General features: G+C 64.5%; 14 protein-coding genes. 7 read left to right on the top strand and 7 right to left on the bottom strand.

Annotated features, from left to right (window positions below):
- Positions 1–73: 73 nt before the first annotated feature.
- Positions 74–391 (bottom strand): hypothetical protein, encoded by a 318-nt coding sequence (locus ACODSD_RS22900; RefSeq protein WP_253315631.1) that lies wholly within the window; start codon positions 389–391, stop codon positions 74–76.
- Positions 392–661: 270 nt separating this feature from the next.
- Here ACODSD_RS22900 and ACODSD_RS22895 point away from each other — a divergent pair, with 270 nt between their 5' ends.
- Together ACODSD_RS22895 and ACODSD_RS22890 are read left to right on the top strand one after the other, a co-directional pair.
- The gene (locus ACODSD_RS22895) at positions 662–1912 is read left to right on the top strand and encodes an MFS transporter (protein ID WP_488878414.1); all 1251 of its coding nucleotides are present in this window, start codon (positions 662–664) and stop codon (positions 1910–1912) included.
- A gap of 100 nt (positions 1913–2012) precedes the next feature.
- Positions 2013–3410 carry a NarK family nitrate/nitrite MFS transporter gene (locus ACODSD_RS22890; protein ID WP_488878413.1) on the top strand — a complete coding sequence of 466 codons (1398 nt, stop codon included), beginning with the start codon at positions 2013–2015 and terminating at the stop codon, positions 3408–3410.
- A gap of 126 nt (positions 3411–3536) precedes the next feature.
- Here the strand turns inward: ACODSD_RS22890 and ACODSD_RS22885 are convergent, their stop codons facing one another.
- On the bottom strand, positions 3537–4469 hold the full coding sequence (locus tag ACODSD_RS22885; protein WP_107799991.1) for a PAS domain-containing protein: 933 nt from the start codon (positions 4467–4469) through the stop codon (positions 3537–3539).
- Between the two features lie 614 nt (positions 4470–5083).
- Here ACODSD_RS22885 and ACODSD_RS22880 point away from each other — a divergent pair.
- On the top strand, positions 5084–6412 hold the full coding sequence (locus tag ACODSD_RS22880; protein WP_235089667.1) for a sodium-dependent transporter: 1329 nt from the start codon (positions 5084–5086) through the stop codon (positions 6410–6412).
- 186 nt (positions 6413–6598) lie between these two features.
- Positions 6599–8443, top strand: a complete 1845-nt coding sequence (locus tag ACODSD_RS22875) for a methyl-accepting chemotaxis protein (protein ID WP_488878412.1) — start codon at positions 6599–6601, stop codon at positions 8441–8443.
- Here ACODSD_RS22875 and ACODSD_RS22870 read toward each other — a convergent pair.
- The 4 genes from ACODSD_RS22870 to ACODSD_RS22855 form a co-directional block, all read right to left on the bottom strand.
- Positions 8440–9444 (bottom strand): ABC transporter ATP-binding protein, encoded by a 1005-nt coding sequence (locus ACODSD_RS22870; RefSeq protein ID WP_488878411.1) that lies wholly within the window; start codon positions 9442–9444, stop codon positions 8440–8442. The two genes, ACODSD_RS22875 and ACODSD_RS22870, sit on opposite strands and share 4 nt — an antisense overlap.
- 12 nt (positions 9445–9456) lie before the next feature.
- A complete protein-coding gene (locus ACODSD_RS22865; protein ID WP_488878410.1) occupies positions 9457–10275 on the bottom strand; it encodes an ABC transporter permease in 819 nt (272 codons plus the stop codon).
- The gene (locus ACODSD_RS22860; RefSeq protein WP_107799987.1) at positions 10272–11183 is read right to left on the bottom strand and encodes an ABC transporter permease; all 912 of its coding nucleotides are present in this window, start codon (positions 11181–11183) and stop codon (positions 10272–10274) included. The genes ACODSD_RS22865 and ACODSD_RS22860 overlap by 4 nt, the downstream gene beginning before the upstream one ends.
- Before the next feature lie 67 nt (positions 11184–11250).
- Positions 11251–12345, bottom strand: a complete 1095-nt coding sequence (locus tag ACODSD_RS22855; RefSeq protein WP_488878409.1) for an ABC transporter substrate-binding protein — start codon at positions 12343–12345, stop codon at positions 11251–11253.
- Positions 12346–12554: 209 nt separating this feature from the next.
- Here ACODSD_RS22855 and ACODSD_RS22850 point away from each other — a divergent pair, with 209 nt between their 5' ends.
- Positions 12555–13289, top strand: coding sequence for a UTRA domain-containing protein (locus ACODSD_RS22850; RefSeq protein WP_488878408.1), 735 nt, complete (start codon positions 12555–12557; stop codon positions 13287–13289).
- Between the two features lie 40 nt (positions 13290–13329).
- On the top strand, positions 13330–14328 hold the full coding sequence (locus tag ACODSD_RS22845; protein ID WP_227107273.1) for an asparaginase: 999 nt from the start codon (positions 13330–13332) through the stop codon (positions 14326–14328).
- Positions 14329–14646: 318 nt separating this feature from the next.
- Here ACODSD_RS22845 and ACODSD_RS22840 read toward each other — a convergent pair whose 3' ends face one another.
- The gene (locus ACODSD_RS22840) at positions 14647–14856 is read right to left on the bottom strand and encodes a hypothetical protein (RefSeq protein ID WP_227107275.1); all 210 of its coding nucleotides are present in this window, start codon (positions 14854–14856) and stop codon (positions 14647–14649) included.
- Here ACODSD_RS22840 and ACODSD_RS22835 point away from each other — a divergent pair.
- Positions 14843–15382, top strand: coding sequence for an AAA family ATPase (locus tag ACODSD_RS22835; RefSeq protein ID WP_235089661.1), 540 nt, complete (start codon positions 14843–14845; stop codon positions 15380–15382). The two genes, ACODSD_RS22840 and ACODSD_RS22835, sit on opposite strands and share 14 nt — an antisense overlap.
- The last annotated feature ends 121 nt before the right edge of the window (positions 15383–15503 follow it).

Genomic DNA, 15503 nt, shown 5'->3' with positions numbered 1-15503 from the left:
TTTATGCATTGTGCTGTTGAACGGCGACACGGAAGCCTCCCCAAAGGGAGGCTTTGTTGCGTCCGCGGTCCGCTTACTTTTTGAGTTTGGCGGCTTTGCTCGCCGCCGGTTTGACTGTCGGAGCTTCCTGCGCTTTCGCCTGTCTGTCCGGTGCGATCTCGGTCAGCAACTGCTCCAGCAGCTTGCTGCGAGAGGCGATGTGATGGTCGAAGCGCCAGTCTTTCAGCAGGTCGATGGCGACGTCGAAGTAGCGCATGTCGATATCGTAGAGCAGGCTGAGGTCGAAAGAGCGGCCCATTTCCAGTGCGGTCGCCAGTTCCTTGAGCACTTGCATTTGCTGCGGGTCATGTCCTTCTTCGATGAAACGGCGAATCTTCTTGGCGGCATTCATGGGGGAGGCTCCCTTGTTGGCAATGCGCCTATCTTAGCCAATGTCGCCGGGGCTGTAACTTGCATTGGCGCAAAGCCGGACGGCTACGCCGCCTTCCATCCCTTCTGCGGCGTCGCCGCTGTCCTGAATACCACCCAAAAGAACTATTTCGATTAGATCGTTTTTCCTCGGTCTTGCCCACGTCTGGCGAATGGGTTTCCCGGCGCGCGAGCAGTATGGTGTGAGTATGGAGTTGGACTGACCGGCCGCCAGGCCGCTGAGGGAGGAAAGATGACATCCGCGGCGTACAAGCAGTATTCAGTGCTGGCCGTCAGCACTTTTGCTTTCACCGTCTGTTTCATGGTGTGGATGATGATGGGCGTGGTGGGCATTCCGGTGAAGCAGCAACTGGGGCTGAACGAGACTGAGTTCGGCATTCTGGTGGCGATGCCGGTGTTGTCGGGTTCGCTGGTGCGGGTGCCCTTGGGGATCTGGACCGACCGCTATGGCGGCCGCATCGTTTTGTTCTGCCTGATGCTGAGCGCGGTGCTGCCGATTTATCTGATGGAGTTCGCCTCCCAGTATTGGCATTTCTTGCTGATTGGGCTGTTCATCGGCTTGGCGGGCGGCAGTTTTTCGGTGGGCACGCCCTATGTGGCGCGCTGGTTCGACGCGCGGCATCAGGGTATGGCGATGGGCGTGTTCGGCGCGGGCAATTCCGGCGCGGCGGTGAATAAATTCGTGGCGCCGGCCTTGATCGCGCTGGGCGGCTGGACGCTGGTGCCCCAGGTTTACGCCGGGGTGATGCTGACTGCGGCGCTGATGTTTTGGTTTTGCAGTTATCACAATCCGGCGCACTTGAGCGGAGGGAGCCAGCGTTTCGTCGATCAACTGCGAGTGATGCGCGATCCCCGGGTTTGGCGCTACTCGCAGTATTACTCGGTGGTGTTTGGCGGCTATGTGGGCTTGTCGCTGTGGCTGACCAAGTATTTTGTCGGCGAGTACGGCTTTGATATGAAAACCGCGGCTTTTCTCGCCGCCTGTTTTTCCTTGCCGGGCGGCGTATTGCGCGCGATCGGCGGCTGGATGTCGGATCGCTTCGGCGCGTACCGGACCACCTGGTGGGTGATGTGGGTGTTATGGGTGTGCTTCTTCGTCTTGTCCTATCCGCAGACCGAGATGGTGGTGGCCACCGTCAAGGGACCGTGGAGCCTGCATATCGGTTTGAACTCGGTGCTGTTCACCGCGGTGTTGTTCATCGCCGGCGTGGCGATGGCGGTGGGCAAGGCTTCGGTGTTCAAGTTCATCGCCAATGATTTTCCCGACAATATCGGCGCGGTGTCCGGCGTGGTGGGCCTGGCCGGCGGACTGGCCGGTTTCGTGTTGCCGATTTTGTTCGGCGCGCTGGTGGACCTCGCCGGGGTGCGTTCCAGCTGTTTCATGCTGCTGTACGGCACGGTCTGCGTCAGCCTGGTCTGGATGCATTACTCGTTCAAGCCGGTGGCCGCGGAGCGTTTGCGTCTGGCCACCGCCAGTCGTTGAGTTTGAGTTGCATGGCGGCGCCTTGACGCGCGCCGCCTTTAAAAGATTGTCAAATAGCGCTGGTCTGGCCATGACTCGGGCCGGCGGGGAGGGTTGAGTCATGTCTTATGTCATCAAACGGTGGGAGCCGGAAAGCGCCGAGTTCTGGCAACAAGAAGGCCAGAGCATTGCGCGGCGCAATTTGTGGATTTCGATTCCGTGTCTGACGCTGGCTTTCGTCATTTCGGTATTGTGGAGCGTGGTGACCTTGAACCTGCCGAACGCGGGTTTCAATTACACCAAGGATCAGCTGTTTTTGCTGACGGCGCTGCCGGCGCTGTCCGGCGCGACCTTGCGCATTTTTTATTCCTTCATGCCGTCCATTGTGGGCGGGCGCAAATGGACGACCTTGTCCACCGCCTCGCTGTTGATTCCGGCGATATGGCTGGGCTTTGCGGTGCAGGATCCCACGACGTCTTATCCGGTGATGCTGGCGATCGCCTTGCTGTGCGGGCTGGGCAGCGGCAATTTCGCCAGCTCCATGGCCAATATCGCTTACTTTTTCCCCAAGGCGCAGAAGGGCGCGGCCAACGGCTTGAACGCGGGTTTCGGCAACCTCGGCGTGTCCTTGGCCCAGTTCGTGATTCCGCTGGTGGTGACCGGCGGCATGTTCGGCGCCTTTGGCGGCGATGCGCAGCATTATGTCAAGGATGGGATGGAAAAGAGCTTGTGGCTGCAGAACGCCGGCTTCGTCTGGGTGCCGTTCATTGTTTTGGCCACGGCGGCGGCCTGGTTCGGCATGAACGATCTGGCGGACGCCAAGGCCTCGTTCACAGAGCAGGCGGTGATTTTCCGCCGCAAGCATAATTGGCTGATGTGCTGGCTGTACATCGGCACTTTCGGCAGCTTCATCGGTTTTGCCGGCGCTTTCGCCCTGCTGACCAAGACGCAGTTTCCGGAGGTGCCGGTGGCCAAGTTCGCCTTTATCGGCCCCTTACTCGGCGCCCTGGTGCGCCCGATAGGCGGCGTGATCTCGGACAAGCTCGGCGGCGCGCGGGTGACCATGTGGGTGTTCGCGGTGATGGCCTTGGCGGTGGTGGGAGTGTTGCACTTCCTGCCGGCGCATGACGCGGCCGGGCAGTTGAGCGGCGGCAGCTTTGCCGGCTTTTTCGCCATGTTCCTCTTGCTGTTCACCATGGCTGGCGTGGGCAATGGTTCGACTTACCGAATGATTCCGACCATCTTCACCACCGGGCGGCTGCGCGCGGCGGCCGGTCGCGGCGAAGACGCGCGCAAGCAGGCCGAGGCGGACGGGGTCAAGGAGTCGGCCGCGGCTGGCGGCTTCATCAGCGCCATTGGCGCTTACGGCGGCTATTTCATTCCGCAGAGCTTTGGCGCGTCCATGAAGGCGACCGGCGGCGCGGAGCCGGCGCTGTTGTGCTTCATTGTTTTCTATATCAGCTGCATCGCCTTGTGCTGGTGGTTCTATGCGCGCAAGAACGCGGAAGTGAGTTGCTGACAGGCTAAACGGCCGATGGAAACGAAACCGGCGAGGCGTCAAGACGATGCCTCGCCGGTTTGTCTTTATATAGGGCTGAAGCCGTTTGGCTTGAGCGCGGCGCTCCTGCCTAGCCGGACAGACGCTTCAGGGCAGTTTGACGATGTAGTTGGGACCGCCTTCCCGCGCTTTTTGCAGCGCTTCGTTCAAGCGTTCCAGCATGGGTTTGGGCGTGTTTTCGCTGCCGCGCAGAGCGCTCAGCCCGACGCAGGCGGCCGCCTTGCGCTCTTCTCCCTGGTAGACGAAGCTGAGCTGGCGCAGCGATTTGATCAGCCTGCGCGCCAGTTCGTTGGCGCCGCTTACGCCGGTGTTGGGCAGCAGAATGATGAAGGCGTCGTCTTCGCGCTGGGCCACCAGATCGCTGTCGCGCGTGCTTTGCAGGCACAGGCTGCCGGCCAGGCGCAGCAAGTGGCGGTGCGCCGAGCCTTCGTCAAGCTCCGGCATCGGCTCGGGCACGTTCATCAGGCTGAGGATCAGGCCGGAGACGGCGCCGCCGTAGCGGCGCGCGCGGCCGGTTTCGGCATGGGCGGCGGAGAGCAGGCGGTGCATGCCGGCCACGCCGGTCAATTTGTCGTCGTCGGCTTGCTTGTCTTCCGCGCGCAGGCTTTTCATCAGGCTGATCGAGCGCTCCACCAGATTGCGCTCAAAATCCAGCAGCTGGCTCATGACCTTGGTTTCCGTCCGGTCGCTGAAGCTGTAGACCAGCATGAGCGCGCCTTCCAGCTCCACCTCGCGCAGCGACATCTGCACCTCGAAGCGGCGCCCGCCGCTGGCTTGCAAGGAGAGCGAGCGGTTGTAGATCATGCTGGTGCGGCGCAGTTCGCCGGCCAGCAGTTCGCTGTCCGCGGGGTCCGGCAGAAAGCGGGAGAAGGGCTGGCCAATCAGATCGCCGTGCGGAGTGGCCAGCAGGATGGCGGCCAACTGGTTGGCGCTGACGATCTGGCCGTCTGCGGGAAGCGCGATGATCAAGGCGCCCTGTACGGTGTCGATCAGCGATTGGAAGGCTTGCAGTATCGCCATAGGGGCTCTCCGTAAGTCGCGTGAGGCCGGCGAGTTCGCTCCTGGCGTGGCCAGGCGCGTAGCAGTGGGGCCGCTGGTCTTAAAGCGGCTGACAAACTCCAGGCGCCGCGTGGCATCGGCTCGCCGTCTTGCTTGCGCTGTCCGGCCGGCGCGCCGTGCTTGCCGCGTGGAACTGTTTTTTGTCCGCCGCTCTAAGTGTATTCCCTGAGTACAGATATTTCATGCTCAACTTAATTGAGAGTGGATTGTCATGCCCATCTTTGCCGGGAAATGACCGTACTTGCGCTGGGAGTCGGAATTAATTGCCTGCGTACGCTGGAAATTGCCATCAATCATGGTAAATTCGTGTTTGTACGCAAAATACACTAGCGAGAACCGTAGCCCGTCGCCACCCCTGACGCGGCTTTCGGCCCGCCCACACGGCGGTTTTCTCTCCCTTGCCCGGCTTGCCGGGTCCCTTCCGTTCGCTCCCGGGCTTCATGATCTGGCCTGGCGCGAGCCGCGCCTTACCGGCGCAAAACAGCACCTTTGCCGCTGCGGCGATCGCGTTTGGGCGCGGGCGTCGATCTCGGCGATTCAAGAACAAATATTCGGACAAAGAAGCAGACTGCATCATGGCAAGATCACAATGGGGCTCGCGCCTCGGTTTCATCCTCGCTGCCGCCGGCTCGGCTATTGGGCTGGGGGCGATCTGGAAATTTCCCTATGTCGCCGCCACCAATGGCGGCGGCGCCTTCCTGTTTATTTACCTGGGCATTTGCCTGACGCTGGGTCTGGCCCTGATGCTGGCCGAGATGGCCTTGGGGCGCGCGTCCAAGGCCGGCGCCGTCGGCGCTTTCCGGCAGTTGGCCGGCGGCGGCTGGCCCGTCATCGGTTATATGAGCGTCTTGGTGTGTTTCCTGATCCTGTCCTTCTACAGCGTGGTGGGCGGCTGGACCATCGCCTACATCGTCAAGGCGCTGGGCGGCGGCATCATGACGTCGGACGCCAAGACTCTGGGCGCCATCTTCAGCGGCTTCATCAGCGATCCGCTGGAGCCCATTGCCTATCACGCCGGCTTCGCCTTGTTGACGGTGTGGGTGGTGGCCGGCGGCGTGCAGAAGGGCATTGAAAACCTGTCCAAGTTCCTGATGCCGGCCTTGTTCGTGCTGATGCTGGTGCTGATCGCACGCGGCCTGACGCTGCCGGGCGCCTGGGAAGGCGTGAAGTATTTCGTGGCGCCGGATTTCTCCAAGGTCAGCAGCGCCATGCTGGTGGACGCCTTGGGGCTGGCCTTCTTTTCGCTGTCGCTGGGCCTGGGCATCATGATCACCTACGGTTCTTACGTCAGCAAAGAGTCCAATCTGCTGGGTTCGGCCCTATGGGTGATCGCCTTGACGGTGGCCACCTGCTTCCTGGCCGGCCTGATGGTGCTGCCGGCGGTGTTCGCCTTCGGCTTCGACCCCTCGGCGGGTCCGGGCCTGACCTTCATCACCATGCCGGCGGTGTTCGCCCACCTGCCGCTGGGGCAGGTGTTCGCGGTGATGTTCTTCTGCCTGCTGCTGCTGGCGGCGCTGACGTCTTCGGTGTCTTTGCTAGAGGTGGTGACCAGCTTCGCGATGGACGAGTTCGGCCTCAAGCGCACGCAATCCGCCTGGGTGATGACGCTGGGTATTTTCCTGCTGGGCATTCCCGCTTCGCTGTCGCTGGGCGTGTGGAGCGATTACCTGCTGTTCGGCATGAGCTTTTTCGATTTTCTGGATTACCTCACTTCCAAGCTGCTGATGCCGGTGGGCGAGCTGTTGCTGGCCTTGTTTGTGGGCTGGAAGGCCTGGCCTGTGGTGCGCCGCGAGTTGAGCGGCGACGGCGCCGGCCGCGGCATGCGCCTGATGCGCGGCTTCTGCATGGCGATGGCGCCGGCCTTGATAGGCTGGATCATGATCGCCAGTCTGCGCGCGGCCTGATCGCCGCCGCCCCGCAACCCGCCGCTTTCGCGGCGGGTTTTTCTTTGCGCGCTCGCCCTGCCTGCGCGCGTCTCATGCCACTGTGTTTGCCTTGTCCAGCCATTGCCTATAGTTAGAGCGGTTGGCCGCTGCGTCAGGGTTGGGCTCCGGCGGTCCTTGGTCCATGGCTTGCGAACAGGATACCCGATGCACTTCCGTCTGAAGCTGGTGCACAAGCTGGCCTTGTTGATCGCTCCGCTGGTGCTGCTCTTGCTGTGCGGGGCCTTGTGGTTTGCCTTTACGCAGTGGCGGACGGTACAGGCTTTGCAGCGCGACCAGGCGCTGGTGGACGATGTGCAGCAAGTGGGGGCGCTGATTCACGCCTTGCAGATCGAGCGCGGCCTGAGCAACCGCTATCTGAACGAGCATAAGCCGATGCCGGCCGCCTTGCCGCGGCAAAAGGCGCAGGCCGACGCGCTGTTGACCCGCTTGCGCCAGCCGCCGGGCGACGAGTTGTCGCGCAAGGCCGGCCTGTTTCTTTCCCAGCAACTGCCGGCGGCGGAGCTGCTCTCGACCTTGCGCCGCGATGTGGCGCAGCGCCATATTTCGCCGCTGCCGGCGTTTGAACGCTACACCGAAATCATCGAGCGGCTCTCCAAGGTCATCACCCTGTTCTATTCGCAAAGCGAGGACGTGCGCGCCTTGGTGCAGCAATGGTCCGCCTTGCATTGCCAGACGGAGTACACCGGCCGCGCCCGCGGCTTGATCGGCGGAGTGCTGGCGGTGGGCAGTTTCAATATCAACGAGTTCCGCCTGGCCAGCGGCATGGTGTCGCAGGAGGCGCTGTGCCGCAGCCTGTACCGGCAGAACGACGGCGACGAACGTCTGCTGGCCCAGGCGATGGACGCGAGCGGGGCGTACGAGTCGCTGCGCGACGCGGTGCTGGCGCGCGGCCCGGGCGCGATGCAGAGCTTGTCCAGCGAAGAGTGGTTCGACGTGGCCAGCCGGCGCATCGACGCTTTGCTGGAGGTGCAGAACGCGGTGTTGATCCGGATCCGCGACGCGCTGGCGGCGCAGCAGTCCGCCGCGCGCTGGCAAAGCTGGCTGGCGTTGGCGGTGTTGGCCGGGGTGTTGCTGCCCATCGCCGCCGCGCTGCTGCTGGCGCGCAGCATCCTGCGGACCTTGGGCGCGGAGCCGGACGAGGTGGCGCAGGGCATGCGGGAGCTGGCCAGCGGTCAACTGGACTTCCGGCTGCGGCTGGCTTCGTCTGACGACAACAGCCTGGCCGCGCACATCCGCCAGATGGGGCGGAAGCTGAGCGGGGTGATTCTGCAGGTGCAGCAGGACGCGGACGCGGTGGCCAATGCCTCGCTGCAATTGAACAGCGCATCGCAGGGCCTGTCCGACAGCGCCTGCCGCACTTCTTCCGACATCGAGCAAACCAGCCACGCGGTGGACGAGATCGCCGGGCAGATGTTCGCGATGGCTCGCGACGCCAGCCGCAGCGGCGATGTCGCCAGCGAAGCCGCGCGTCAGGCCGAGGAGGGCAGGCGGGTTGTCGGCGAAACCATAGAGGCGATGCATGTGATCGCCCAGCGTACCGACATCATCGACGACATCGCCTATCAGACCAATTTGCTGGCGCTCAACGCCGCCATCGAGGCGGCGCGCGCCGGCGAGCTGGGCCGCGGCTTCGCCGTGGTGGCCGACGAGGTGCGCAAGCTGGCGATGCGCAGCCAGACCGCGGCCAAGGAGATCGGCCAGGTGGCGGCCGGCAGCGTGAGGCTGGCGGAAGAGGCCGGCAAGAGCCTGAGCGCCATCGTCGAATCCAGCCAGCAAACCCGGCAGCTGGTGCGGGACATCTCCAAGGAGGCCGTGGCCCAGGCGCAGCACGTGGGCGGCATCAATCAGGTGATGCAGGGCCTGAGCCAGCTGTCCCAGGGCAACGCCGCCGCCAGCGAGCAATTGTCGGCGGCGGCGCAGGAAGTGTCGCAGCGGGCCGGCAGCCTGCGCCGGCAAATGGCCTATTTCCGGCGGCCGACCGACGTTTAGCGCACTTCGCGCATATCGTCGCGCTGGACGCGCAGCCGCACCGGCGCGCCGTCGGCCAGCAAATCCGCCGGGTTGCGGTTCAGCCGGTCCACCTGCAGCAGCGCGCCGGCGCTTTCCACCTGATAGCGGACGACATTGCCCAGCAACTGGCGCTGCTTCACCACCGCCGGCAGGCTGTCCGTTTCCGCGCTGTCGCCGGGCAGCAATTGAATGGACTCCGGGCGGATCGCCAGATGGCCCTGGATGTCCAGGCCGAACAGCGCCCGGCTGTCGCCGGCGGACAGCAGATTGTAATTGCCCATGAAGCGGGCGACGAATTCGGTGGCCGGCTGGGTGTAGATGGTTTCGGCGGCGCCCTCCTGCTCCACCTTGCCCTGATTCATCACGAAGATGCGGTCGGACAGGGTCAGCGCTTCTTCCTGGTCGTGGGTCACGAAAATAGTGGTCAGTCCCAGCCGGCGCTGAATGTCGCGGATCTGCTCGCGCAGATTCTTGCGGATGCGCGCGTCCAGCGCAGACAGCGGCTCGTCCAGCAGCAGAATGCGCGGCTCCACCACCAGCGCGCGCGCCAGCGCCACCCGCTGACGTTGGCCGCCGGAGAGCTGGTGCGGGTAGTGGCCCTCCTTGCCGGACAGCTCCACCAGCGCCAGCGCCTCCGCCACCTTGCGGCGGATGTCGGCGGCCGGCCGCTTCTGCATCTTCAAGCCGAAGGCGATGTTTTCGCCGGCGTTCATATTGGGAAACAGCGCATAGCTCTGAAACACCATGCCGATGCCGCGCTTTTGCGGCGCGCAGGCGGTGATGTCCTCGCCCTGCAGGCGGATGGCGCCGCCGCTGGGGGTTTCGAAGCCGGCGATCATGCGCAGCACCGTGGTTTTGCCGCAGCCGGACGGGCCGAGGAAGGTGACGAACTCGCCGGCCTCCACTCGCATATTGAAGTCGTGCACCACCGTGTGCTGGCCGTAGCGCTTGTTGAGGTGCCGGATGTCCAGGTATGCCATATGGGGTCTCTCTTATTCTGTCGCCGTCGCCTCGCGCAGCGCGCGACGGTGACGGCCGGCCACCTGCAGCAGGCCCATGGCCGCCCAGGTGATCAAAAAGGCGATGATGGCCAGCGCCGCCGGCTCGTAGGCGCGGTTGGCGCCGATCAATTGCAGATAAGGGCCGAAGGCCGGCCGCGCCAGCAAGCTGGCCATGGTGAATTCGCCGATGACGATGGCGAAGGTCAGAAAAGCGCCGGACAGCAGCGCGGATTGGATATTGGGGAAGATCACCCGCAGCAGAATCACCCGCCAGCCGCCGCCCAGGCTTTGCGCCGCCTCGGCCAGCGAACGCACGTCGATGGCGGACAGGCCGGCGTCGATGGAACGGTATAGATAGGGCAGGGCCAGCGTCACATAGCTGCAGACCAGCAAGAGATCGGTGCCGCGCTCGCTGCCGGTCAGGGGCAGCCAGGCGTCGCTGCCGAACAGGCGCAGATAGCCGAACACGATGACGATGGCCGGAATCACCAGCGGCAGCAAGGTGATGAACTCCACCAGCGGACGCAGCCGCGGCAGGCGGAGCTGGATCCAGAAGGCGGTGGGCGCCACCAGCAGGAGGCCGATGACGATGGTGAACACGGCCATCAGCGCGGAATAGGCGAAGCTTTGCTGAAAGCCGGGGTCTTGCAGCACCAGCTTGTAGGCTTCGAAGCTATAGCCTTCGCGCAGCATCTTCAGGCTGAACTCGAAGGTGGCCAACAACGGCAGCAAGAAGTACAGGCCGCCGGCGACGACGGCGATCCAGGCGCCCAGGCGCGACGACGGTTTGTGGGCAGGCTGGCGTTTCATGCCCGGCTCCTTTCCGCGCGGCCGCGCAGCCAGATGTAGGCGGCGTTGGACAGGCCGGTCACCACGATCATGCCCAAGGCCAGCGCGTAGCCCAGGTTCTGGTCGTGCAGCACATCGCCGCGGATTTGCGCGTACAGCAGGATGGTGACGATGTTGAGCGAGCTGCCGGTCAGCGCGTAGGCGGTGGCCACCGCGCCGAAGGCGTTGGCGAACAGCAGCAGCGCCGCGCCCAGGATGCTGGGCCACAGCACCGGCAGCGCGATGCGGCTCCAGTAGGCGAAGGCGGAACCGCCCAGGCTGTCGCAGGCCTCGCGCCATTCGGTTTTAAGGCCGTCTATGGCCGGGCTGACGATCAGCACCATCAGCGGAATCTGGAAATACAGATAGGTCAGCGTCAGGCCGCTGAAGCTGAGAATGCTGAAGCCGCCGGCGTAGAGATCGAAGTCCAGATAGCGGCGCAGCAACACCGTCACCAGGCCCATGCGGCCCAGCGTGGCCAGGAAGGCGAAGGCCAGCGGCACGCCGGCGAAGTTGGACGCCACGCCGGAAAAGGTGGCCAGCGTCGGGCGGATCCAGTCCGGCAGCCGGCCGCGGATCGCCGCCAGGGCCAGCAACAGGCCGAAGGCCGCGCCCAAGAGCGCGGAGGCGGCGCTGATCTGCAAGCTGATCTTGTAGGCGTCGAGAATCGCCGGCTCGAACAGCCGGGCGATATTGTTCAGCGTGAAATGGCCGTCGGCGTCCTGGAAGGCGCCCAGCAGCAGTCGGGCGGTGGGCAGCAGCAGGAAGAGCAGCGCAAACAGGAAGAACGGCGCCACGCCCAGCCAGGACAGCGAGACGAAGCCGCCGCCGGCGCGGCGCGGCGACGCCGGGCCGGAACGGCCGGCGAGAGAGTCGGAAGATGCGGACATGAGGGCGTGTTTCCAAAGAGAGCCCGCGCGCGGCGACAGCGCCGCGCGCCAAGGGGATGAGGCCGGCTTACTTGACGTTGCTGCCCACCACGCCGTCCCACTGCTTGGTGATCACCGCCTTGTAAGCCTCTTGCTGTTCCAGCGTGGGGAACAGGGCCTTCTTATAGGCGGCGGCGTCCGGCATCCGGCTCAGCAAGTCCTGCGGGATTTTCTTGCGCGCGGCCAGATCGTTGAAGCGGGTGGGGTGGCAATAGCCCTTGAGCCAGGCCAGTTGGCCTTCGTCGGAGAACAGGTATTCCTGCCACAGCTTGGCGGCGTTGGGGTGCGGCGCGTAAGCGCTGATGCCCTGGGCGTAAACGCCGGCCACCACGCCGCTCTTGGGCACCACCACTTCCACCTTGGGGTTGCCCTTCAAGGTGTCGCGGTCGGCCAGCGCGTTGTAGTCCCAGCGGATCACGATGGGGGTGCTGCCCTGGGCCAGCGAAGCCGCCTTGCCGATCACCGGCACGAAATTGCCGCTCTTGTTCAACTGCGCGAAAAACTTGAGGCCGGCGTCGGCGGCCTTGGCCACATTGCCCTTGGACTGGGACAGGCCGGCGGCGAACACGCCCTGGATCGCCTGGTTGGCGGCGCGCGGGTCGCCGGCCAGCGCCACCGCGTTCTTGTACTCCGGCTTCAGCAGGTCGCTCCAGTCGGTCGGCGTCTTGGCGACCAGATCCTTGTTCACCTCGAAGGCCAGCACGCCGTAGTAATCGCCGTACCAATAGCCGTCCTTGTCCTTGACGCTGCCCGGAATGGTTTTCCAGTTGGAGACTTTGTACGGCTGCAACAGGCCGGCGGCCTTGGCTTGCGGGCCGAAGGACAGGCCCACGTCGATCACGTCCGGCGCCTGCGGGCCCTTATTGCTCTTGTTGGCCTTGATCGCCTCCAGTTCGTCGGCGGAGCCGGCGTCCGGATTGAGTTCGTTCACCTTGATGCCGTACTTGGCCTTGAAGCCGGCGATCACGCCGCCGTAGCCGCACCAGTCGTGGGGCAGGGCGATCACGTTCAGCTCGCCCTCTTTCTTGGCGGCCTGGATCAGCGCGCTCAGATTATCGGCGAAAGCGGTGTTGGCCAGCAGGGCCAGCGCGCCCAGAACGGCGCAGCGCAGCGGTGTATTCATGGCATCCATCCCTTTGGACTAGGTCAAATAAAAGCGATGCTGATGGTATTCCGTGTAGATGACATTCCGGTTTAGCTCGCATGGCAGTTTGATTGCATGTCGGTGACAAATCGGCGCAAGGCCGGCCGGCGGCGCTGGCGGCCAGTCATTTCCTTGTCATTTTTTCTTGGTAAAAAGCCGGCGGAGACCTGATTGCTGGACTAGTCCTGATGCCTGAATCGAAACCGCTTTCCCAGGCCGCGCGCATCCGCGCCGCCTTATTGCAGCAAATCGACGGCGGCCTGCTGCGGCCGGGCGGCCGCCTGCCGTCGGAGCGCGCGCTGGCGGAGTTGTTCGCCACCACCCGCATCACCTTGAAGGAGGCCTTGGGCGTGCTGGAGGCCGAAGGGCGGGTCTACCGCGAAGAACGGCGCGGCTGGTTTCTCGCGTTTCCGCGGCTGGAATACGCGCCGCTTTACGGCAATCATTTCCAGCGCATGGCCGATGCCCAGCAGCGCGCGGCGGAAACCCGGCTCTTGAGCGTGGAAGCCGTGCTGGCCTCGCCCGAGCTGTGCCGGGCGCTGGCCGTGCCGCCGCTCAGCTCCTTGTGGAAAATCTGCCGTCAACGCAGCCTGGACGGCCGGGTGGCGCTATACGTGGAGCACTTCCTGAGACCGGAGCGCTTCCCGGACATCCAGGAGCTGGATTTGAGTCAATCGCTGACCGGTTTGTACCGCCGCCATTACGGCATCGAATACGCGGCGGCGGCTTTCGACATCCTGCCGGCGGCGGCGCAAGGCCGCGTGGCGCAAGCGCTGATGCTGGCCGAGGGCAGCCCCGTTCTGCTGGTGCGCCGGGTCAATCGAGACGCCGCCGGCGAGACGCTGGACTGCGATTACGAGTACTGGCGGCACGACGCGGTGCGTCTGCGCGTGGACAGTCCTGCCGCGGTCGCGGCGAATTGAGCTACCATCGCGGCATTGGACACTGTTTGCAGGAGATCGCATGAGCCGCGTTTTAGTGTTGTACACCGGTGGCACCATAGGCATGACCGAAACCCCGGACGGCCTAGCGCCGTCTCCAGGCCTGTTGCCCGGCCTGCTGGAGCGTTTCCGCCGGCCCGGCCTGGATTTCGACGTGGTCGAGTTCGACGAGTTGATCGACTCCTCCGCCATCGAGCCGCGCCACTGGAACCGCATCATCGCCGCGCTGGCCGAGCGTTACGGCGACTACGACGGCTTCGTCGTCATCCACGGCACCGACACCATGGCCTATACCGCCGGCGTGCTGGCCTTCGCTCTGCGCGGGCTGGGCAAGCCGGTGGTGCTGACCGGCGCGCAGCTGCCGCTGCTGCACCCGCGCTCCGACGGCTGGAACAATGTCGCCGACGCGCTGGAGGCGGCCTGCCAGCCTGAGCTGCGCGAAGTCGTCATCGCCTTCGACCGCCTGCTGCTGCGCGGCAGCCGCGCCCGCAAGCTGGATGTGGAGCATTTCGCCGGCTTCGGCTCGCCCAACGCCGAACCGCTGGCCCGCTTCGCCATCCATCCGCACTGGAACAAGGCCGCCTGGTTGCCGGGGCAGGGCGAATTCCAGCCCAAGGCGCTGCGCGAAGACCTGAGCATCGCCTGCCTGTTCCTGAGCCCGGGGCAGGGCGCGGCGCTGGCCGGCCGCCTGATGGCGGACCCGATGTTGGACGCGGCGGTGCTGATGAGCTACGGCAGCGGCAACGCGCCGGCCGATCCGGCGCTGCTGGACGGGGTGAAGGCCCTGACCGCGCGCGGCGGCGCCGTGCTCAACATCACCCAGGCGCCGCGCGGCGCGGTGGAGGTGGGCGCTTACGCCGCCAGCCAGCCGCTGGCGCGCGCCGGCGCGGTGGCCGGGGCGGACCTGACGCCGGAAGCGGCGCTGGCCAAGCTGCACGTGCTGCTGTCCGCCGGTCTCAGCGGACAGCAACTGGCGGCGCAATTGGCTAAGCCCTTGCGCGGCGAGATGAGCGCGCATTAAGACGCCGTGCGCGACCCAGGCTGCTCATTTTTTGAGCGGCCTTTTTTTGTGCCGGTTTTTCAGGGCTTTGCCGCGCTTGTCCACAACTCGCCCACACGGCTTTGCACCTTGGGTGTGGGCAAACGGGAAAATGGGCGCGACGGGGCCGGGCCGGCGATGGACGGCGTGCGGCGCATGCCGTCGTCTTGAGTTTGCGCTGATTTTTGCTTAAAAAATAAGCAAAAGAAAATGCGCTTGGCGGAACAAGGACTTGGCGGCTTTATCCACAATTGTCCCACATGGCTTTTCACGCTGGATGTGGGTAATCCATCGGTCTGCCTATTTTTTGATCTTCACGGTCAAATCCATTTTGCGGCAAGGGCTTAGCTTCCTTGTCCACAGCTGGCGCACAGGGCTGTCCCCTTTGCTTGTTGAGAACAGCGGCCCGGCTGTTGATAGCGCGGCAAGCGGCGTATAATTGACCGCTTTTCCGTATTTTGAGAGCAGCCGGATGTCAGAAGGCGCGGCGCGGCCGTTGAAGATCGCCATCGTGGGGCCGGAGTCCTGCGGCAAGACCACGCTGGCGCGCGCGCTGGCGGCGGCGCTGAACGAGGCGGGCATCGCCGCCGCCTGGGTGCCGGAATACGCGCGCGATTATTTCGCCGCGCGGCCGTACCGCTCCACGCCGGAAATCATAGAGGAAGTGGCGCGTGGACAGTTGGCGGCGGAACAGTCCTTGGCCGGCGGCGTCCAAGTTTTGTTGTGCGACACCACCGCCTTGAATTGCAAGATCTGGAGCGAAGTGGCGCACGGGCATTGCAGCCCCGGCTTGCTCGCGCTGTGTCGGCCCGGCGATTACGCCTTGACCCTGCTGGCCGAGCCGGACATCCCCTGGGAGCCGGACCCGCTGCGCAGCCACCCGACCCAGCGCGATTGGCTGTTCGGCCTCTACCGGCAGGCGCTGCAAGACGCGGGCGTTGACGCGACGCGGGTGAGCGGCGCGCATGAAAGGCGCATGGCCCAGGCGCGGGCGGCGTTGGCCGCCCTCTGGCCGGGCGAGTTGCCTAAATTTTGAGCGCAAAGAATAAAGCGCTGGAAATTCAGCAAATTGCCGCAATTATCCACAACAGGCCCACAAGCTTGTCCTGCCATGGCGTGGATAGTTGTCGGCGATAGATTAAAAAATAAGCGACAGT

Source organism: Chromobacterium sp. FG22, from assembly GCF_057809415.1.
The sequence above is the reverse complement of the archived record's forward strand: the minus strand, read 5'-3'. Positions and strand labels throughout refer to the sequence as shown.